At 64.0% G+C, this 19,864-nt stretch carries 20 protein-coding genes; 4 read left to right on the forward strand and 16 right to left on the reverse strand.

Going from position 1 to position 19,864, the window contains the following annotated elements:
* Window positions 1-7: 7 nt before the first annotated feature.
* The 3 genes from ASE30_RS25030 to ribD all read right to left on the reverse strand — a co-directional run bounded on the left by ASE30_RS25030 (window position 8) and on the right by ribD (window position 3,867).
* A complete protein-coding gene (locus ASE30_RS25030; protein ID WP_369819370.1) occupies window positions 8-1,924 on the reverse strand; it encodes a PrkA family serine protein kinase in 1,917 nt (638 codons plus the stop codon).
* A gap of 66 nt (window positions 1,925-1,990) precedes the next feature.
* Entirely contained in the window at window positions 1,991-2,461 is a 471-nt protein-coding gene (locus ASE30_RS29080; RefSeq protein WP_156407755.1) for a hypothetical protein, read from the reverse strand.
* Window positions 2,462-2,760: 299 nt separating this feature from the next.
* Window positions 2,761-3,867, reverse strand: a complete 1,107-nt coding sequence (gene ribD, locus ASE30_RS25035; RefSeq protein WP_369819371.1) for a bifunctional diaminohydroxyphosphoribosylaminopyrimidine deaminase/5-amino-6-(5-phosphoribosylamino)uracil reductase RibD — start codon at window positions 3,865-3,867, stop codon at window positions 2,761-2,763.
* A gap of 215 nt (window positions 3,868-4,082) precedes the next feature.
* On the opposite strand from ribD, the gene ASE30_RS25040 reads away from it, so the two are divergent.
* Together ASE30_RS25040 and ASE30_RS25045 are read left to right on the forward strand one after the other, a co-directional pair.
* On the forward strand, window positions 4,083-4,646 hold the full coding sequence (locus ASE30_RS25040) for a cysteine hydrolase family protein (RefSeq protein WP_057286964.1): 564 nt from the start codon (window positions 4,083-4,085) through the stop codon (window positions 4,644-4,646).
* 19 nt (window positions 4,647-4,665) lie between these two features.
* Window positions 4,666-5,628, forward strand: coding sequence for a GlxA family transcriptional regulator (locus ASE30_RS25045; RefSeq protein WP_057286965.1), 963 nt, complete (start codon window positions 4,666-4,668; stop codon window positions 5,626-5,628).
* 47 nt (window positions 5,629-5,675) lie between these two features.
* On the opposite strand, the gene nrdR is transcribed toward ASE30_RS25045, so the two are convergent.
* The 4 genes from nrdR to tyrS all read right to left on the reverse strand — a co-directional run bounded on the left by nrdR (window position 5,676) and on the right by tyrS (window position 9,930).
* Window positions 5,676-6,155 (reverse strand): transcriptional regulator NrdR, encoded by a 480-nt coding sequence (gene nrdR / locus ASE30_RS25050; protein WP_057286966.1) that lies wholly within the window; start codon window positions 6,153-6,155, stop codon window positions 5,676-5,678.
* Window positions 6,156-6,413: 258 nt separating this feature from the next.
* Window positions 6,414-7,664, reverse strand: coding sequence for a serine hydroxymethyltransferase (gene glyA / locus ASE30_RS25055; RefSeq protein ID WP_057286967.1), 1,251 nt, complete (start codon window positions 7,662-7,664; stop codon window positions 6,414-6,416).
* Window positions 7,665-7,975: 311 nt separating this feature from the next.
* Entirely contained in the window at window positions 7,976-8,629 is a 654-nt protein-coding gene (locus ASE30_RS25060; RefSeq protein WP_057286968.1) for a YbhB/YbcL family Raf kinase inhibitor-like protein, read from the reverse strand.
* Between the two features lie 71 nt (window positions 8,630-8,700).
* A complete protein-coding gene (gene tyrS, locus ASE30_RS25065; protein WP_057286969.1) occupies window positions 8,701-9,930 on the reverse strand; it encodes a tyrosine--tRNA ligase in 1,230 nt (409 codons plus the stop codon).
* Window positions 9,931-10,189: 259 nt separating this feature from the next.
* Here tyrS and ASE30_RS25070 point away from each other — a divergent pair, with 259 nt between their 5' ends.
* Window positions 10,190-11,599: a M23 family metallopeptidase gene (locus tag ASE30_RS25070; RefSeq protein ID WP_057286970.1), complete on the forward strand. Its 1,410-nt coding sequence runs from the start codon at window positions 10,190-10,192 to the stop codon at window positions 11,597-11,599.
* Window positions 11,600-11,678: 79 nt separating this feature from the next.
* Window positions 11,679-12,812 carry an anhydro-N-acetylmuramic acid kinase gene (locus ASE30_RS25075; protein ID WP_057286971.1) on the forward strand — a complete coding sequence of 378 codons (1,134 nt, stop codon included), beginning with the start codon at window positions 11,679-11,681 and terminating at the stop codon, window positions 12,810-12,812.
* Window positions 12,813-12,902: 90 nt separating this feature from the next.
* Here the strand turns inward: ASE30_RS25075 and erpA are convergent, their stop codons facing one another.
* The 9 genes from erpA to ASE30_RS25120 form a co-directional block, all read right to left on the reverse strand.
* Entirely contained in the window at window positions 12,903-13,274 is a 372-nt protein-coding gene (erpA, locus tag ASE30_RS25080) for an iron-sulfur cluster insertion protein ErpA (RefSeq protein WP_057286972.1), read from the reverse strand.
* 86 nt (window positions 13,275-13,360) lie between these two features.
* Window positions 13,361-14,107 (reverse strand): DUF6776 family protein, encoded by a 747-nt coding sequence (locus ASE30_RS25085; RefSeq protein ID WP_057286973.1) that lies wholly within the window; start codon window positions 14,105-14,107, stop codon window positions 13,361-13,363.
* Between the two features lie 43 nt (window positions 14,108-14,150).
* Complete coding sequence (gene argC, locus ASE30_RS25090) at window positions 14,151-15,215, reverse strand: N-acetyl-gamma-glutamyl-phosphate reductase (RefSeq protein ID WP_057286974.1); 1,065 nt, start codon at window positions 15,213-15,215, stop codon at window positions 14,151-14,153.
* Between the two features lie 195 nt (window positions 15,216-15,410).
* Window positions 15,411-15,803 carry a 30S ribosomal protein S9 gene (rpsI, locus tag ASE30_RS25095; protein WP_008163098.1) on the reverse strand — a complete coding sequence of 131 codons (393 nt, stop codon included), beginning with the start codon at window positions 15,801-15,803 and terminating at the stop codon, window positions 15,411-15,413.
* Window positions 15,804-15,812: 9 nt separating this feature from the next.
* The gene (rplM, locus tag ASE30_RS25100) at window positions 15,813-16,241 is read right to left on the reverse strand and encodes a 50S ribosomal protein L13 (RefSeq protein WP_056564379.1); all 429 of its coding nucleotides are present in this window, start codon (window positions 16,239-16,241) and stop codon (window positions 15,813-15,815) included.
* Window positions 16,242-16,568: 327 nt separating this feature from the next.
* Window positions 16,569-17,279, reverse strand: a complete 711-nt coding sequence (locus ASE30_RS25105) for an ABC transporter ATP-binding protein (RefSeq protein WP_057286975.1) — start codon at window positions 17,277-17,279, stop codon at window positions 16,569-16,571.
* Complete coding sequence (locus ASE30_RS25110) at window positions 17,276-18,064, reverse strand: ABC transporter ATP-binding protein (protein ID WP_057286976.1); 789 nt, start codon at window positions 18,062-18,064, stop codon at window positions 17,276-17,278. Before ASE30_RS25110 ends, ASE30_RS25105 begins: the two co-directional genes overlap by 4 nt.
* Window positions 18,057-18,932: a branched-chain amino acid ABC transporter permease gene (locus ASE30_RS25115; RefSeq protein ID WP_057286977.1), complete on the reverse strand. Its 876-nt coding sequence runs from the start codon at window positions 18,930-18,932 to the stop codon at window positions 18,057-18,059. The genes ASE30_RS25110 and ASE30_RS25115 overlap by 8 nt, the downstream gene beginning before the upstream one ends.
* A 3-nt stretch (window positions 18,933-18,935) precedes the next feature.
* A complete protein-coding gene (locus tag ASE30_RS25120) occupies window positions 18,936-19,817 on the reverse strand; it encodes a branched-chain amino acid ABC transporter permease (protein WP_057286978.1) in 882 nt (293 codons plus the stop codon).
* Window positions 19,818-19,864 lie beyond the last annotated feature (47 nt).

The raw sequence follows: 19,864 nt of genomic DNA on the forward strand, positions 1-19,864 counted from the left end.
ACCTCGTTCAGGAAGACTTCCTCACACGGAGATACCACTCGCACAGCAGCCTGACCTGCTTTTCCGTGTAGCCCTTGTCCACCATGCGATCCACGAAGCTCTGGTGTTTCGACTTGTCCTCGGCCGAGGCCTTGGCATTGAACGAAATCACCGGCAGCAGATCTTCCGTGTTCGAGAACATCTTTTTCTCGATCACTTCGCGCAGCTTTTCGTAGCTGGTCCAGGTGGGGTTGCGGCCGTTGTTGTTGGCGCGCGCCCGCAGGACGAAGTTCACGATCTCGTTGCGGAAGTCCTTGGGGTTCGCGATGCCCGCGGGTTTCTCGATCTTTTCCAGCTCGTCGTTCAGTGCGCTGCGATCGAAGCTTTCGCCGGTTTCGGGATCGCGGAATTCCTCGTCCTGGATCCAGCAATCGGCAAACGTCACATAGCGGTCAAAGATGTTCTGGCCGTACTCGGAATAGGACTCCAGGTAAGCGGTCTGGATTTCCTTGCCGATGAACTCCGCGTAACGCGGCGCCAGGAAGCCCTTGATGAACTCCAGATAGCGCCGGCGGATTTCCTCGGGGTAGTCCTCGCGGCCGATCCGCTGTTCCAGCACGTACATCAGGTGCACCGGATTGGCGGCCACTTCGGTCTGGTCGTAGTTGAAGACGCTGGACAGGATCTTGTAGGCGAACCGCGTGGACACGCCGTTCATGCCTTCGTCGGTGCCAGCGTAATCCTTGTACTCCTGCAGGGCCTTGGCCTTCGGGTCCACGTCCTTGAGGCTTTCGCCGTCATAGACCCGCAGCTTGGAATAGATGCTGGAGTTTTCGGGTTCCTTCAGGCGGGTCAGCACAGAAAATTGCGCCATCATGTCCAGCGTTCCCGGCGCGCACGGCGCCGTGGACAGCGAGCTGTGGTGCAGCAGCTTTTCGTAGATGCGGACCTCTTCGGATACCTGCAGGCAATAAGGCACCTTGACGATATAGATACGGTCGAGGAACGCCTCGTTGTGCTTGTTGTTGCGGAAGGTCTGCCATTCGGATTCGTTCGAGTGGGCCAGGATCGCGCCATTGAACGGAATCGCGGAGAAGCCTTCGGTGCCCTTGAAGTTGCCTTCCTGGGTTGCCGTCAGCAGCGGGTGCAGCATCTTGATCGGGGCCTTGAACATTTCCACGAACTCAAGCAGCCCCTGATTGGCCAGGCACAAGCCGCCGGAATAGCTGTAGGCGTCCGGGTCGTCCTGCGAGTGGCGGTCGAGCTTGCGGATGTCGACCTTGCCGACCAGCGAAGAGATGTCCTGGTTGTTTTCGTCGCCCGGTTCGGTCTTGGCGATGGCGATCTGGCGCAGCACGGACGGGTTCAGGCGCACGACGCGGAATTGCGAGATATCGCCGTCGAACTCCTTCAGGCGCTTCACGGCCCAGGGCGACATGATGCCGCTCAGATAGCGCCGTGGAATGCCGTATTCCTTTTCGAGCATGTCGCCGAACCGTTCCGGATGGAACAGGCCCAGCGGAGATTCGTTTACCGGCGATCCCTTCAAGGCATAGATGGGATAGCTTTCCATCAGGGACTTGAGCCGTTCCGCGATGGACGACTTGCCGCCGCCCACCGGTCCCAGCAGATAGAGGATTTGCTTGCGTTCTTCCAGGCCCTGCGCGGCGTGCTTGAAGAACGCGACGATCTGTCCGATCACGTCCTCCATGCCGTAGAACTCCTGAAACGCCGGGTAGCGCCGGATGGTCCGGTTGGAAAACAAACGGGAAAGACGTGGGTCGTTGCGCGTATCCACGATTTCAGGTTCGCCGATCGCGGCAAGCATGCGTTCAGCCGGGCTGGCGTATGCCATGGGATCGCGTTTGGCGAGGCTCAGATACTCCTCTAGGGAGAGCTCTGATTCCTGCTCTCTTGCATACTGCGACTTGAAGCCTTCGACGATGTTTTGCACGGAAACCTCCTACAACACGCGAAAAATCCAATACGTCCCTACATGCCCATTGTGCCGTCAGCGCCCACGCTTTACTAAGCTAAACCAAAACAATTTTGCTACGAGCATTTTCGGCTGGATGGTATGTTGCTTTCGCCACACATCAACCACAAGCACTATCGGGCCCTTTCCGTTTAGGCCGCACCCCTTGGAAACAAGTTCCGTCAGGGAATGCAACTTACGTGAGCAAGTTCGCTCGTTCGTCTTCAGCATATCGCCGCAGATCGCATGCATGATGCGGCCGCACATGAAATGGTCAGCAATCAATTGAAGGGATGAGCGATATCCCGGTGGATTCTTATGATCGGGCTTATGCCCGGTTCGTCCGCTATGCGATCGCAGCGGGCGTTCTGAACGGCGCTTTGCGTCTTCGTTCAGCAGCGTGCCGGTCGGTCTGGAAAAGCGCCGATACGCGGCACGGGAATCCGTGTGGTGACGAGGGCGCGCGGCACTGAGCGGGAAGGCCGGAAGCGCGTAGCGCCAAGTCATGCACCTATGCTAAAGCCAATTGACCGTTTTGTGGCAATTCATTTGCGCCTTGCCCCAAATAGTGATGACACAAGCGCCATCAAATGTAGGGCGCGCGCATTTGCCGATAACCCAGACGCCGCGCGGCGCGCGCTCGCACCACCGCCAAACGCAGGCTGGGCGCGGCCTGCAGCGAATTGGCAGCCATGCATGACGAGTGCTAGTACCCCTTGCGCCAGCACGGATACCTGCCGCAAGGCGTCTGCGCACAAGGAGATGGAATCACGCAATTCGACGCGCTCGCGCCACCGCGCCGAAGGCTAGGTAAGCGCGACCCGCTGCATCATCTGCTGCCAGGTGCTGGCGACACGCGCACGCACGCACAGGTCCGCCCCAGCCCGTCCGGCCTCGATAAACTCGTAGCGCCGTGCGGCGTCCAGGTGCTCGAGCATCGGCAGGCGCACCATGCCTGCGGCATCGCCCAGCAGCACGGGCGCCAGGTATAGCAGCAGCTCATCCACGCAGCCCGCCGACACGAGGGCGCCGCTGAGTCCGGCTCCCGCTTCGACGTGGACCTCGTTGAACTGTTCCTGGGCCATCCAGCGCATCATCGCCGGCAGATCGACCCGGCCGGGTTCCGCGCCCGGCAGGCACACCACGCGGGCATTCCGGGCCGCAAGGCGTTCTGCCTTCGCGGCATCGTCGCGCGCGGTGAACAGGATGACTTCCGCCCCATCGAACAGGCGGGCGTCTTCCGGAATCTGGAAATGGCCGTCCACGACGGCCTTGCGAGGTTGGCGGGGCGTGTCGATGCCGCGCACGTTGAGCTGGGGATCATCCTTCAGGACCGTGCCCATGCCGGTCAGCACCACGCAGCTGCGCGCGCGCCAGCGATGCCCGTCGGCCCGGGCCTCGGGGCCGGTGATCCATTGCGACATGCCGTTATGCAAGGCGCTGCGGCCATCCAGCGAAGCCGCCATCTTCATCCACACCCAAGGCAGGCCGCGGCTCATGCGCGAAATGAAACCGGCGTTCACCGCCAGCGCCTCTTCGCGGCAGATGCCCGTGGTCACCTGGATGCCGGCGCCGCGCAAGCGCGCCAGCCCCTGGCCGTTGACCAGTGGATTCGGATCGCCCATGGCCACCACGACGCGCGCCGGCCGCGCCGCCAGCACCGCTTCCACGCAGGGCGGCGTCCGGCCGAAATGGCTGCACGGCTCCAGGGTCACATACATCGTGGCGCCGTCTACCGGCTGGCCGCGCGACTGGGCGTCGCGCAGCGCGCGGATTTCGGCGTGGGGGCCGCCCGGCGGCTGTGTCGCCCCTTCGCCCAGCACCCGTCCGTCGCGCACGATGACGCAGCCGACCCGGGGATTGGGCGCGGTCGTGTACATGACGGTCTGCGCCAGCGCCAAGGCGCGTCGCATCCAGAAAAGGTCGTCGTCAGTGTCGCTCGGAGTCTTCATGCTCGGGATTGTATGCCCGCCGGGAGCCTGCAAGGCGGACCATCCAGGCACGCGCCCGGCGCCAGCCGGGATGTCCGTTTCGGGCCGTCCCGCGTCTTGGATCGCGCTCGCACATTGGCGGTATTGGAGTAAAAATAGCTCCATCCCCTTTAAATCCAATGGCCAGGAGGCCGGCAATGAAACAGGCATTGATCGTCATCGACGTACAAGAATCCTTCCGGCAACGTCCGTTTTGGGATGAAACCGAATATCCGGCGTTCCTGGCGCAGATCCAGCCGCTGATCGATTCGGCCGCCGCGCGCGACATCCCCATTCTGCAGGTGTTCCACACCAGCACGTCCGCCGATCCCGCCAACCCTTTCTCGTTGGCATCGGGGCACGTGAAGACGCTCAAGGAACTGCGGATTGCGCCTGCCGCCGTGTTCCACAAGACCGTCCATTCGTCGCTTTACGCGAAGGACGAGAACGGCGCCTCGCTGCAGGACTGGCTGGTCAAGCACGGTATCGAAGGCATCATCGTGAGCGGCATCCGCACCGAGCAATGCTGCGAAACCACGTCCCGCCACGCCAGCGACGCCGGATTCAAGGTGCTCTTCCCCACCGACGCCACCCTCACCTTTGCCATGCAGAGCCCGTCCGGCAAGCACTACACGCCGGCCGAAATCCGGGATCACACCGAATTGGTCCTGCAGGGGCGCTTTGCCCGCATCGTCCGCGCCGCCGACGCGCTGGCGGCATAGCCCACCGCAGGAGGCGCGCATGGTCCCGGTGTACTTCGTGCTGTCGCAGGGTATCGTCCTGCTGGACCTGGCAGGCCCGGCGGAAGCGTTCCGCGTCGCCAACAAGCTTTGCCCGGGCGCGTTCGAACAGCACTTCTGCGGCCCCTCCCGCGACGTCGAAAGCGGTATTCCCGGGCTGCATCTGGCGCATGTCCAGCCCCTGCCGGCCGCGTTGCCGTCCAACGCACTGGTCATCATCTCCGGCGTGGTGGGCAAGCACACCCGGCTGGAAGACCTCGACGCGCGCGCCATCGTGGACTGGCTGGCCGTCCGGCACCCCGCCGACGGCTTCACGCTGATGACCGTCTGCGCGGGCGCGCTGTTCGCCGCCGCCGCGGGCCTCACCCGGCAGCGCGAATGCACCACGCATCACTCCTGCCTGGAACAGTTGGCCAGCATCGACCCCACCGCCCGCGTTCAGGACGATCGCATCTTCGTCGAAGACGGCAACCTGGTCACCAGCGCGGGCATCACGGCGGGTATCGACCTGGCGCTGCACATGGTGTCTCGCCATTGCGGGCCGCGCGCCGCCAGCGAAGTGGCGCGCGACATGGTCGTCTATCAACGCCGGGCCGGCACGGACTCCACGCTGTCGCCGTGGCTGGACCACCGCAGCCATATGCATCCGGGCGTGCACCGGGTCCAGGACGCGGTCGTGCGCAATCCGGCCGCGCCCTGGTCGGCGCAATCACTGGCGGACCAGGCGCACACCAGCCCCCGGCATCTGACCCGGCTGTTCCGAGAACACGCGGGCTGCACGCCGATGGACTATCTTTATCAAATCAGGGTGGCGCTGGCGCGCGACCTGCTGCGCGAAACCCGGCTGGATCTGGAACGCGTGGCAGAGAAATCGGGATTCGGGTCGGCGCAGCACATGCGCCGCGTCTGGCGCAAGTTCCAGCCGCTGACGCCCAGCCTGACGCGAGCCGGACCCATGCAATAAACGGCGTCCAGGCGCCGTTTATTGCATTCCGGCGTGCCAGCGGCGGGCTATTCCTTGCGCAGCTTGCCGGGCAGCAGCGGCCCTTGCATCTCGCGGATGGCCTCGACGAATTCGCCGATGTCCTCGAAGCTCTTGTAGACCGAGGCGAAGCGCACGTAGGCCACTTTATCGAGCTTGCGCAGTTCGTTCATGACGAGCTCGCCGATATGCTCCGTGGGCACTTCCCTTTGACCGCTGGCCAGCAATTGTTCTTCGATGCGGGCCACGGCCGCATCCACATCCTCGGTGCTGACCGGCCGCTTGCGCAGCGCCAGGCTCAGGCTGCCCCGCAGCTTGGCGGGGTCGTACTCGCTTCGGCTGCCGTTGCGTTTGACGACGGAAGGCATGGCCAGCTCTACCCGTTCGTAGGTGGTGAATCGCTTGTCACAGGACAGGCAGCGGCGGCGCCGCCGGATGGCGTCGCCTTCCTCGGACACCCGGCTATCGACGACCTGCGTTTCGGCATTGCCGCAAAATGGACACCGCATGTGTGATCCCTAAAGGCACTGAAGGCAATAATTGAGCATATTGTAACGACGCGCCTCAAGGGAAGCGCCATATGGACGAATTCGTCCCCAATAGCCTGACATCCCGGGGTGGACGCGCCTGGCCGCGCCCCTAGCCGGGCGCCCCTAGCCGGGCGCGCCCAGCCGGGCGCCCCCAAAACAAAGGGACGGCGCCTTGCGGGGCCGTCCCTTCGGTTGGGACCCTCGGGCTGAGACGTGCTCCGCCCAAGGGCCGCCTGCTTACTTCTTGCCGTAGACCGGCAGGCGCGAGGTCAGTTCGTTGACGCGGGCGCGCACGGCGGCGATATTGGCTTCGTCGCGCGGGTTGTCCAGCACGTCGGCGATCAGGTTGGCGGTCAGCTCGGCGTCCGCTTCCGTGAAGCCGCGCGTGGTCATGGCCGGCGTGCCCAGGCGGATGCCGCTTGTCACGAAGGGCTTTTCCGGATCGTTCGGGATCGCGTTCTTGTTGACCGTGATGTGGGCGTGACCCAGCACGGCTTCCGCTTCCTTGCCCGTGATGCCCTTGGAACGCAGGTCCACCAGCATGACGTGGCTTTCGGTGCGGCCCGAGACGATGCGCAGACCGCGCTTGACCAGCGTGTCGGCCAGCACCTTGGCGTTCTTGACCACTTGCTGCGCGTAATCCTTGAACTCGGGTTCCAGCGCTTCCTTGAAGGCCACGGCCTTGCCCGCGATGACGTGCATCAGCGGACCGCCCTGGATCCCCGGGAAGATGGCCGAATTGACGATCTTCTCGTGCTCGGCCTTCATCATGATGACGCCGCCGCGCGGGCCGCGCAGCGACTTGTGCGTGGTCGACGTGACGAAGTCGGCGTGCGGGACCGGATTGGGATAGGCGCCGCCGGCAACCAGGCCGGCGTAGTGGGCGATGTCGACCATGAACAGCGCGCCGTTTTCACGGGCGATGCGGGCCATGCGTTCGAAATCGATGTGCAGGGCGTAGGCCGAAGCACCCGCCACGATCAGCTTGGGCTTGTGTTCCTTGGCCAGTTGTTCGACCTGCGCGTAGTTCAGGACTTCGTTTTCGTCCAGGCCGTACGAGATGAAGTTATACAGCTTGCCCGAAGCGTTGACCGACGCGCCGTGCGTCAGGTGGCCGCCTTCGGCCAGGCTCATGCCCAGCACGGTGTCGCCCGGCTTCAGCACGGCCATGTACACGCCCTGGTTCGCCTGCGAACCCGAGTTGGGCTGCACGTTGGCGGCTTCGGCGCCGAAGATCTGCTTCAGGCGGTCGATGGCAAGCTGTTCGACCACGTCAACGTACTCGCAACCGCCGTAGTAGCGCTTGCCCGGGTAGCCCTCGGCATACTTGTTCGTGAGCTGCGTGCCCTGCGCTTCCATGACGGCGGGGCTGGCGTAGTTCTCCGAAGCGATCAGCTCGATATGCTGCTCTTGGCGTACGTCTTCCTTCTGGATGGCGGCCCAAACGTCCGGGTCAGCCTTGGACAAGGTGAGGTTGCGGTCAAACATGACGGGGGTTTCCTGAGGCGGTAAAAGAGGAGAAAACTGCGTCGGGTGGGTAAACCCGGAGAATGCTGAGTAGTTTACCGCGTCAGGCGAACTCACTTGTCGCCAACATCGCCGGAACGGGGTCAAATTACGCTGGATGGGCGCGAAAACCACGCCTTCCCCGGGCGCTCGGAAACCCCCTTCATGGCGACTTGAGAAAGATTCATGCAAAGGGGTTTCAAGCAGAATCTACTTCAGAGTAGCCCATTCGCCGACCGCCGGCCCATGAAAAAGGGCCGCATCAAGCGGCCCCTGGTGCAATCCAGCCGGCGTCAGGCCGATGTGGCGCCGATCTGCTTGGGCGCCAGCGCGGGATTGAGCGTATAGGTCCCCGTGAGCGAGGCTTGCGCCAGCACGTGCTTCTGGATCGCGCGCAGCGCATCTTCGCCGGTGAACGAGCCCTGCAGGTTCAGGCTGGGCACGTCCAGCGCGTACAGCGTGAAGATGTAGCGGTGCACCAGCGCATCGTTCCAGGGCGGGCACGGGCCGTCATAGCCGAAGTACTCGCCGCTCATGTCGTGGTCGTTCGCGAACCACGAAGAATACGAATTGATGCCCTGGCGCGCGTCCATCGGCGCCAGCGGGCCGCCCTTGCCGCGCGGCGTGATGCCGTTGGAGAACGCGCCTTCGTCGATCTCGCGCAGGTCGCCGGGCAGGTCCACCAGCACCCAGTGGAAGAAGTCCACCCGCGGCAGGTCGGCCGGGACTTCCCGCCCTTCCTGGTTGACGTCGTCGGGGCGCGAGGGCACGTCGGGGTCATGGCAGAGCAAGGCGAACGACTGCGTACCCGCCGGGACATCGTCCCAGGAAAACTGCGGGTTGAAGTTGTCTGCCAGCGCGACGTGCGATTGCGCATCGATCCGGCCGAATGCGTAGCGCTCGGGAATCGACTCGTGATCGGAAAAAGACAAACTCGAAAGTTCCATGTCGTGCTCCTTTAAATGCCGCAAAGGCGCCCTGCCCCTGTCTGTACCCTCAGCGTATCAAAACTTCGCAATCACGGGTTCAAGTTAACACGCGCAAACTTGCGCTTGCCCACCTGAACGACGTAAGTCCCGGCCGGCAATTGCAACGATTTGTCTTCCACGCGGTCGCCATTGACGCGCACTCCGCCCTGCTCCACGTTGCGCTGCGCTTCCGATCCGGACGCGACCAGACCGGCTTCGCGCAGCAGCTTAAGAATGCCCACCGGCGCACCGCCGATGTTCACTTCGGGCATGTCCTCGGGGATGGCGCCGTCCCGGAAACGGGCTTCGAAAGAGGCCAGCGCGTCATCGGCCGCCTTGGGGGAATGGAAGCGCGCGATGATTTCCTGCGCCAGCATCACCTTGGCGTCGCGCGGGTTGCGGCCGCCGTCGATCTCTTGCTTGAGCGCGGCAATGTCTTCCAGCGTACGGAAAGACAGCAGCTCGAAGTAACGCCACATCAGCGTGTCGGAAATCGACATGAGCTTGCCGAACATCGAGTCGGGCGACTCCGAAATCCCGATGTAGTTGCCCTTGGACTTGGACATCTTCTCTACGCCGTCCGTCCCCACCAGCAAAGGCATCGTCAGAATGCATTGGGGCTCTTGCCCATACTCTTTTTGCAGCTCGCGCCCGACCAGCAGATTGAACTTCTGATCGGTGCCCCCCAGCTCCAGATCGGACTTCAGCGCCACCGAGTCGTAACCCTGCATCAGCGGATACAGGAATTCGTGCACGGAGATGGGAATCCCGCCCTTGAAGCGCTTGGTGAAATCCTCGCGCTCCATCATGCGGGCCACGGTGTAGCGCGACGCAAGCTGGATGATGCCCCGCGCGCCCAGGGGGTCGCACCATTCGGAGTTGTAGCGGATCTCGGTGCGCGCCGGATCCAGCACCAGGCTCGCCTGCGCGTAATAGGTCTTGGCGTTGGCCTCGATCTGTTCACGCGTCAGGGGCGGGCGAGTGCTGTTGCGGCCGCTGGGGTCGCCGATGGTCGACGTGAAGTCGCCGATAAGGAAAATGACGTTATGGCCCAGGTCCTGCAACTGGCGCATCTTGTTCAGCACCACCGTGTGGCCCAGGTGGATGTCCGGGGCGGTGGGATCCAGCCCCAGCTTGATGCGCAAAGGCACGCCGGTCGCGCGGCTCTTGGCCAGCTTGCGAGCGAACTCGGATTCGACCAACAGCTCATCGCAGCCACGCTTGGCTATACGCAGATCAGCTTCAACTTCAGGTGTGACAGGGGCTTCGGAGGGTGACATGACAGGGGGACCAATGCGGCTTCAGCCGACAAAAAGGTGTAAAAAGTGACGAAAACTATCGAAAATTCTAGCCGAATCGGCTAGGATACTGCCCTAATCATACGCAACTGTCATATGTACGCAGTTGTGATTCGGCCTACCACCCCGTTGTTCACAAGTTGCGCCTCCGTGCCAGCCCTTGCCCCGGAAATGTGGCGCGCGAGGGCCGTTCGTGTCACGCACCCTGCGAGCTCAAGCCACCTGAGAGGGTATCTTCACGATGAATCGTGGCCTCCACGAACTGGCGAGTAGCATCAAGCGCAAAGTTGCTGCCCTGTTTGCGCCCGTTGAGCCCAAGCCCCATCGCTCGGGTCTTTTCCGCCGCACCATTCTCGTCACCGCAATTGGTCTGTTCGCAGGCGCCGCCGCTCTCGGCATGGTGCAGCAACCCGACCGCAGCGAACTCCCCGCCTCGCGCATCATCCAGAGCGTTCTGCCCCTGACCTCCGAGCAAGTCGAAGTCAGCAGCCCGAGCGCCGCGCCTTACATCAGCGAAACCCGCATCCGCGCCGGCGACACGCTGGCGGCGGTGTTGCAACGCCTGGAACTCGACGCGCCGAACCTGCAGACCTTCCTGACGCACGACGCCAGCGCCCGCAGCATCTACAAACTGTATCCCGGGCGCTCGGTGCAGGCGGCGACGGACGAACAGGGCAAGCTGATCTGGCTGCGCTACATCCACACCCCCGGCAACGAGGCCGACGGCCAGGTCGTCACCCGCATGTTGCATGTCGCCCCCGCGGGCGACAGCTACAAGGCCGAGGAAGTCACCGAAAGCACCGACCGCCAGACGCGCGTCGCCGTGGGCACCATCAAATCGTCGCTGTTCGGCGCCACCGACGGCGCGGGCATCCCGGATTCGGTCACCATGCAGATGGCCGACATCCTCAGCGCCAAGATCGACTTCCTGCGCGACCTGCGCCAGGGCGATCAATTCCGGGTCGTCTACGAAGTGCGCTCCCACGACGGCCGCTATGCCGGCGCCGGCCGCGTGCTGGCCCTGGAATTCATCAACGGCGGCAAGACCTACAGCGCCGTCTGGTTCAGCCCCGACGAAAAGAGCGGTTCCTATTACGACTTCGACGGCACCAGCCTGCGCGGCGCGTTCCTGCGCACCGCCCTGAAGTTCAGCCGCATCAGCTCGACGTTCGGCATGCGCATGCACCCGATCCACAAGACCTGGACGGGACACAAGGGCGTGGATTACGCGGCGCCCTCGGGCACGCCGATCCACTCCACCGCGGACGGCACGGTTGAATTTTCCGGCTGGCAGAACGGCTACGGCAACGTGGTCATCGTGAAGCACCACGGCAAATACTCGACGCTGTACGCCCACCAGAGCCGTATCGCGGAAGGCATCACCAAGGGCTCCAAGATCTCGCAAGGCCAGTTGCTGGGCTATGTCGGTTCCACCGGATGGGCCACCGGCCCTCACCTGCATTACGAATTCCGCGTGGATAACCAGCCGATCGATCCGCTGTCGGTGGACCTGCCCGTGGCTCGCGCCCTGGAGCCCGCGGAAGTCCGCGCGTTCAACCAGGCCGTTACGCCCTACAAGCAGCAGATCCAGCTACTGACCGAATTCCAGCAGACCCTGCCCGACGCGCTGACCAACGTGGCCAGCCGCTAACCCGGCCAGCCAACCCAACGTCCCCAAAGAGGCGGCCCGTGCAAATCTGCCCGGCCGCCTTTCTTCTTTCGAGGCGCCCGTGAATTTCTCCACGCCCGCAGGGCACGCGAACCCAGACTTGTACATTGGACTGATGTCGGGGACCAGCGTCGACGGCGTCGACGGTGTGCTGGCGAGCCTGACCGACGGGCAGGCCCCGCAGGTTCTCGCCAGCGCCAGCCTGCCGATGCCCGAGAACCTGCGCCGGGAATTGCTGGCCCTGAACGAAGCGGGCGGTGACGAGCTCGCGCGCGCGGCGCTGGCGGCCAACGCGCTGGCGCGCCTGTATGCCCAAGCTACCGCCGCCCTGCTCCAGGATGCCGGCATCGCGGCCAGTGCGGTGACCGCGATCGGCGCGCATGGCCAGACGGTCAGGCATCGTCCCGATAGCGGCTACACGGTGCAGCTCAACGCCCCCGCCTTGCTGGCCGAACTGACGGGCATCGATGTGGTGGCGGACTTCCGCAGCCGCGACGTGGCGGCCGGCGGCCAGGGCGCGCCCCTGGTGCCGCCCTTCCACGCGGCGGTCTTCGGCGCCCAGCACGGCCGCGCCGTGCTCAACCTGGGCGGCATCGCCAACGTGACCCTGCTTGCCCCCGGGCAAGCCATACGCGGTTTCGATACCGGCCCGGCCAACGTCTTCCTGGATGGGTGGTGCCAGCGCCACCTGGGACTCCCTTACGACGCGGACGGCCGCTGGGCGGCGACGGGCCAGGTGCTGGCGCCCCTGCTGGAACAATGGATCGCCAGCGAGCCGTGGTTCGGCCTGCCTCCCCCGAAGTCCACTGGCCGCGACCTGTTCAATATGCAGTGGCTGGACTCCCGGCTGGCCGCGTTCGACGGTCCCAAGCCTCTGCCCCAGGACGTGCAGGCGACCTTGCAGCGGCTGACCGCCAGAACCGTGGCTAACGCCATCGACGGCGCCGCGGCGAACACACGCGAGGTCTTCGTCTGCGGCGGCGGCGCCCACAACGCGGGGCTCATGCGCGAACTTGCCTATTGCCTGCAGCGCCCCGTCCGCCCGACCGACGATCTGGGGGTACCCGCCCAGCAGGTCGAGGCGTTGGCCTTCGCCTGGCTCGCGCAGGCTTTTGTACAGCGCAGGCAAGCCGGCCTGCCCGCCGTCACGGGCGCGCGCGGCGCCCGCATTCTCGGTGCGCTCTATCCGGCGTGACGCCCAGGCGCGCGACTTGCCCAGCCGGCAGCCGCCAATGCAAAAAGCCCTTCGGCGTGCCGAAGGGCTTTTTCTTTCCTGCCCGGCGCTTTACACCGAGAACGAGGAACCGCAGCCGCAGGTGGTGCTGGCGTTGGGATTGCGGATGACGAACTGCGCGCCTTCCAGGTCTTCCTTGTAGTCGATCTCTGCGCCGACCAGGTACTGGAAGCTCATGGGGTCGACCAGCAGTTGCACGCCGTCCTTGTCCAGCACGGTGTCGTCCTCGTTCACGACTTCGTCGAACGTGAAGCCGTACTGGAAGCCCGAACAGCCGCCGCCTTGAACAAAGACGCGCAGCTTCAGCTCCGGGTTGCCTTCTTCGGCCAACAGGTCTTTCACTTTGGCGGCAGCCGAGTCGGTAAATACCAGAGGGACAGGCGGGGCGGCCTGGAGGTCGACGGTTTCGGTCACTGCATTCATGGTTCACTCCTGGCCGATTCGGCCATATTTCAGTGAGCGGCGTCGCCGCTCGTATGGTGTCACTATAGCGCAGGGCTTGACCAGACTCAAAGTTCCAGTTTGACGCTGCGGGAAGCCCGGACGGTTTCACCCTCCAGGACGCTGATGGTCACGCTTTCGGGGACAAATCCCTCGGGCACGGCCAGGATGCCCTGGCTGCGCTGATACTGATCGAACTGCAGGGCCAGGGACGCCGCGGCGATGTTGTCGCCGGTGGCCGTGACCGGGCCGGATTCTGCCTTGACCTGCATCGGGGCCAGGTCCACCGTCACGGTTTCGCCTTTCAGGATGCCCGTGGCCTGGAACCGCAGCGCGCCCGCGAACGGCGTGCCGCCATTGCGGCCGCTGCGCATCAGCAGCACCTTGTAGCGCAGTCCGCCGCCCTCTCGGTCGATTTGCACGCCCCGGATGTCGACGGAGCCCTCGGGCCCCGGGGGCAGCAGTTGCTCATAGAAGGCCAATTGGTCCCGGACCCGCCCGACTTCGGCCTGCGCGGCGTGGAGCTGGGCCTCGAGTTCCTGGCGCGCCGAGCGCTCGATGACCAGTTCGCCATCGGCGGTATCGAGCTGGCCGCGCGTATACCGCAGTTGCGTGGCCTGCTGACGCATGGTGTCTTCCTGTTCCTCGGCCTGGCGGGCGCTGATCACGACGGCGTCTTGCGGGCGATAGAGCTTGCGCGCATGGAAGAATCCCGCCGCCCCACCCAGCAAGACGCCCAGCAACATCGCCGCGCACAAGCGCACCAGGCCGTTGCGGGCCAGGCGTGGCGGGGAATAGGAGGGATCTGCTGGCATGGAGGCGCGGGCCGGCGGCCCGGAGCCCCGGGCCGCCAAGGCCTTACGGCAGAATCGCGACCTGGTCGAGGCCCATGGATTCGGGGATGCCGAACATCAGGTTCATGTTTTGCACCGCCTGGCCGGCAGCGCCCTTGACCAGGTTGTCCTGCACGACCATGACGATAAGCTGGTCGCCATTGCCCGGGCGGCTGAGCGCGATGCGCAGCGTGTTCGATGCGCGCACCGAACGGGTTTCGGGCAGGCTGCCGGCGGGCATGACGTCCACGAAGGGCTCGTCAGCGTAGCGTTGCTCGAACAGCGCCTGGAAGTCGGTATCGCGCGCTTCCGGCAGGATGCGGGCGTAGATGGTGGAGAACATGCCGCGGATCATCGGCACCAGATGGGGCACGAAGGTGAGCCCGACCTTGCCGCCGGCGATTTTTTCCAGCTGGGCGACGATTTCCGGATGGTGGCGGTGGCCCGCCACGCCGTAGGCCTTGAAGTTGTCGGAGGCTTCCGAGAACAGCGAACCCACTTCCGCCTTGCGGCCGGCGCCCGACACACCCGACTTGCAGTCGGCGATCAGGGTTTGCGCATCGACCAGCGACTTGCCGCCTTCCAGCAAGGGGGCCAGGCCCAGCAGCACGGTGGTGGGGTAGCAGCCGGGATTGCCGATGACCCGCGCCTTGGAGATGGCCTCGCGGTTCAGCTCCACCAGCCCATATTGGGACTCGGCGAGGATGTCAGGGCAGGTGTGGGGAATCTTGTACCAGCGCTCGAAGGTGGGAATGTCCTGCAAGCGAAAGTCAGCGGCCAGATCGATGACGCGGGTGCCCGCGGCGATCAGTTCCTGGGCCTGCGCCATGGCCACGCCATGCGGCGTCGCAAAGAACACGACATCGCAATCCGTCAGCGAGGCCTTTTCCGGGGCGGAGAACGCGAGCTTCACACGGCCGCGCAGGTTCGGGTACATGTCGGCGACGGGCAGGCCGTCTTCTTTGCGCGACGTGATGGCGGTCAATTCCACGTTGGGGTGCTGCGACAGCAAGCGCAGCAGCTCGACGCCGGTATAGCCGGTGCCGCCGACGATGCCAACCTTGATGCGGGTGTTCGATGCTTGGGCCATGATGTGTGCTCTTCGGAGAACGAGGATCGATTGTATCGCTCGGGAAACAAGGTGTTGCGCCGGCGTGCTGGAAACAGCACTGCAATCCTTCTTTCCGACCGGATGGAGTGCGCGGAGTTCCGCGCGCGGGACGGCAGCGACCGCGCTTGCCGCCCAAAAACAAAAAGCCCGCCGAAGCGGGCTTTTTGCAGGACATTAACGCTTGCTGAACTGCTTGCGCCGACGTGCCTTGCGGAAGCCGACCTTCTTGCGTTCGACTTCGCGGGCATCGCGGGTCACAAAGCCAGCTTGCGACAGCGAGGGCTTCAGCGTGGCGTCGTAGTCGATCAGGGCACGCGTGATGCCGTGACGGATTGCGCCGGCTTGGCCGGTTTCGCCGCCGCCGTGCACGTTGACTTTGATGTCAAACGATTCCAGGTGGCCGGTCAGTTCCAGCGGCTGGCGCACGACCATACGGCCGGTTTCACGAGCGAAGAACTCGTCGACGGGCTTGCCGTTGACGACGATCTTACCCGTACCCTTCTTGATGAAAACGCGAGCCACCGAAGTTTTGCGACGGCCGGTTCCGTAATTCCAGTTACCGATCATGGCGTTTCCTTAGAGATCCAGCGTCTTGGGCTGCTGGGCGGTGTGCGGGTGCTCGGCACCGGCATAGACCTTCAGCTTCTTGATCATGGCGTAGCCCAGAGGACCCTTGGGCAGCATGCCCTTGACGGCCTTCTGAATGGCACGGCCGGGAAAACGCTCTTGCATTTTCTCGAAGTTCGTTTCACGGATACCGCCCGGGTACGTCGTGTGGCGGAAGTACTTCTTGTCCTTCGCCTTGGCACCGGTAACAACGATATCGGACGCGTTGATGATGACGATGTAGTCACCGGTATCAACGTGAGGCGTGAATTCAGGTTTGTGCTTGCCACGCAGACGACGTGCGACTTCGCTGGCCACACGACCGAGGACTTTGCCCTTGGCGTCGATCACAAACCAGTCACGTTGGACTTCATGCGGCTTGGCCACAAAGGTCTTCATGATGGTTCCTAAGAATAAAAATTTGCTTCTGGCCAGACCATCTGACCAGTGTTCTTTCCCAAACTAGACCGAAAGCGCCCATGATTTTCTGAATAATCGCTTCATTTCTGAAGACCACTTCCAAAAAGCCTTGAGTTTTCAAGTCCCTATCGACTCCCGCCTAAGCGTTATTAACCCGCCCGTGCAATAGCCAAAATGAGGGAAAGCCTGAAATTCTAACACGGTTGCTCAAAAAATGGGCAAGCGGCAAGAATTCAGGCAGTGTGCGGCCGCCACTCGGGCGTGGCGGCCGCACGCGTTCAAGAAGGGACGCATGCCCCCGGGCGATCAGGCGCCCAGGTAGGCTTCCAGCACGCGCGGATGGCCCAGCAGCTCGCGGCCCGAACCGGTCAGCGCCATGGCGCCGTTCTCAAGCACATAGCCGCGCTGGGCGATCTTCAGCGCCTGGCGCACGTTCTGCTCGACCAGGAACAGCGTCAGGCCGTCGGCGTTGATGGCGCGCAGCGAGCGGAAGATCTCCTGGACCACGATCGGGGCCAGACCCATGGACGGCTCGTCCAGCAGCAACAGGCGGGGCTTTGCCATCAAGGCGCGGCCAATGGCAAGCATCTGCTGCTCGCCGCCGGACAGGTTGCCGGCGGTGCCTGTGATCCGTTCCTTCAGGCGCGGGAACAGGTTGAACACGTACTCCAGGTCCGAGCTGACGTTCTTCAGGCCACGGCGGTAAGCGCCCAGTTCCAGGTTCTCGAGCACCGTCATGGTGGTCAGGATGGCCCGGCCTTCCGGCACCTGCACGATGCCGCGCGCCACCAGCTTGTGCGGCGCCAGGTTGGTGATGTCTTCGCCTTCGAACAGGATGCGGCCGCGCGCCTTGGGCAGCAGGCCCGACAGGGCCAGCAGCGTGGTCGACTTGCCGGCGCCGTTGGCGCCCACCAGGGCGGTGATTTCGTTGGCGTTCAGATCCAGGTCGATGCCGCGCACGGCTTCGATATGGCCGTAGTTGACCTCGAGTCCGCGGACTTCCAGCATGACTGTCATTGTGCGGCCTCCGCTTGTTCGGTGTCTTCGTCGTCTTCGCGGCCCAGGTAGGCTTCGATGACCTGCTCATTGTTGCGGATCTCTTCGGGGCCGCCGCAGGCGATGATCTTGCCGAAGTTCAGCACCGCGATGCGCTCGCACAAGCCCATGACGAAGCGCATGTCGTGCTCGATCATCAGGATGGTGTAGCCGCGGTCGCGGATCGCCAGGATCTCGCGCATGAGTTCGGCGCGTTCGCCGGTGTTCATGCCGGCGACGGGCTCGTCCAGCAGCAGCAGCTTGGGCTCGGTGGCCAGCGCGCGCGCCAGCTCCAGGCGGCGCTGTTCGCCGTAGGACAGGTTGTCGGCCAGGTCATTGGCCTTGTGATCCAGGCGCATCCACGTCAGCAGTTCGTGGGCGCGCTCGCGGGCGCGCTGCTCGTGCTCGCGGTAACCCGGCAGGCCCAGCAGCAGGCTGGGGAAGCCGTAGTTCATGTGGCGGTAGGCGCCCACCACCACGTTTTCCAGCAGCGTCATCTCTTTGAAGAGACGGATGTTCTGGAACGTGCGGGCGATGCCCATGCGCGTGATGCTGTGCGGCTTCTTGCGCAGGACGCTTTCGCCCTGGAAGGTGATCGTGCCGCCGCTGGGCGGCAACAGGCCCGTGATCAGGTTGAACACCGTGGTCTTGCCGGCGCCGTTGGGGCCGATCAAGCCGAAGATGGCGCCTTCGGGTACCGACAGGCTGACGTCATGCAGCACATGCAGGCCGCCAAAGCTCTTGGAGACGGAGGACAGCTCAAGCATGGCGCTTGCCTCCTTGACGGCCTTGGCGCATCCAGCGCTTGAAGCGCGCCGGATCCCAGATGCCTTGCGGCAGGAACAACACAATCACCACCAGAATCACTCCGTTCGCGATCAGGCGCAGATCCGCGAATCCGCGCAGCAGTTCGGGCAGCACCGTAATGATGAAGCTGCCCAGCACGGGACCGGCCAGGCCGCCGATGCCGCCCAGGATGGCCATGGTCAGGATTTCGACGCCGCGGTCGAAACCGTATTCGTTGGGGCCGATGAAGAAGGTCAGGTGCGCGTTCAATGCGCCGGCCAGGCCGGCGATCATCGCGCCGGCGACAAACGCCAGCATCTTGTTGGCGCGCACGTCGATACCCATCAAGCCCGCCGCCGTCTCGTCGCCGCGGATGGCGTCGAACGAGCGGCCGATCTTGGACGCGCGCACGCGCCACAGCACGAACAGCACAATGACCACCGCCAGCACCACATGCCACCACTGCGTGAGCTGCGGAATGCCGTTCAGGCCCAGCGCGCCGCCGGTGATCGACTCGGTATTCAGGATGGTCACGCGGACCACTTCGCCGAAGCCCAGCGTGGCCATGGCAAGGTAGACCCCTGACAGCCGCAAGGTTGGCAAGCCGATCAGCGCGGCCACCAGCGCGGGCGCTGCCATGCCCCCGGCCAGCGCCACCGTGAACGGCGCGTCGTAGTTCATGGTGAGCAGCGCGGCGGCGTACGCCCCGATGCCCATGAAGGCGGCGTTGGCCATGGCGAGCATGCCGCAAGCCAGGGTCAGCCAGATGGAGAGGGCCAGCAATGCGTTGGTGCCCAGCGTCAGCACCAGGTTGCCATAGATGGCCCAGAAGTTTTCGAATCCGCTCATACTTTAAGCCTTGCGTTGAACCACTTTGCCGAACAGACCTTGCGGGCGCACCAGCAGGATCAGGAACAGCAGGCCGAAAGCCACCGCGTCGCGCATGGTGGAGCCGATGTAAGCCACGGACAGCACCTCGGCGAAGCCCAGGAAGAGACCGCCCAGCATGGCGCCGCGGATGTCCCCCATGCCGCCCAGGATGATGACCGCGATGCCCTTGTGCAGCATCGGCTGGCCCATCAGCGGGAACAGCGCGTTCGAGTACAGCCCGATCAGCACGCCGGCCACGCCACCCAGGGCGGCGGCGGCGAACGAGGTGGTGACGAAGAGCTTTTCGACGTTGATGCCCAGCAGCCAGGCGGCCTTGGGCGATTCCGCGATGGCGCGCAGCGCGCGGCCGAACTGCGTGCGGCGCATGACGTACATCAGTACGGCCATCAGCGCGAACGACAGGAAGATGATCCCCAGCTCGATGACGGTCAGGTGCAGGCCGGCGATCTCGATCACTTCCTCGGGCACGGTGCCGTGCGGGAAGCGCAGGTTGCTGGCGCCGAAGATGCCTTGGGCGCCATTATTCAGGATGATGCCCACGCCAATCGTGGCGATCATGGGAATCAAGTGCGGCGCGTTGCGCTTGCGCAGCGGCTTGAGCACCAGGTAGTCGATGATGACCCCGGTAAAGCCGGCGACGAAGAACGCGACCATCAGCGCACCCCACAGGGGCAGGCCGAATTGCTGTACGACGAACAGTGCCGCGTAGGCGCCAACCATGAATACGGCGCCGTGCGCCAGGTTGATCACCCCGAGCACGCCGAAGATCAGCGTGAAGCCCAGCGCGAACAGTGCATACACACAGCCCAGCGACAAGGCATTGACGAATTGTTGTTCGAACATGATGGGACTTTCCAGATCTATGAGGGCCTCCACGCGCCCGCTGCGTG

Origin of the sequence: Achromobacter sp. Root83 (assembly GCF_001428845.1) — a bacterium.
Lineage (GTDB): Bacteria > Pseudomonadota > Gammaproteobacteria > Burkholderiales > Burkholderiaceae_B > Achromobacter.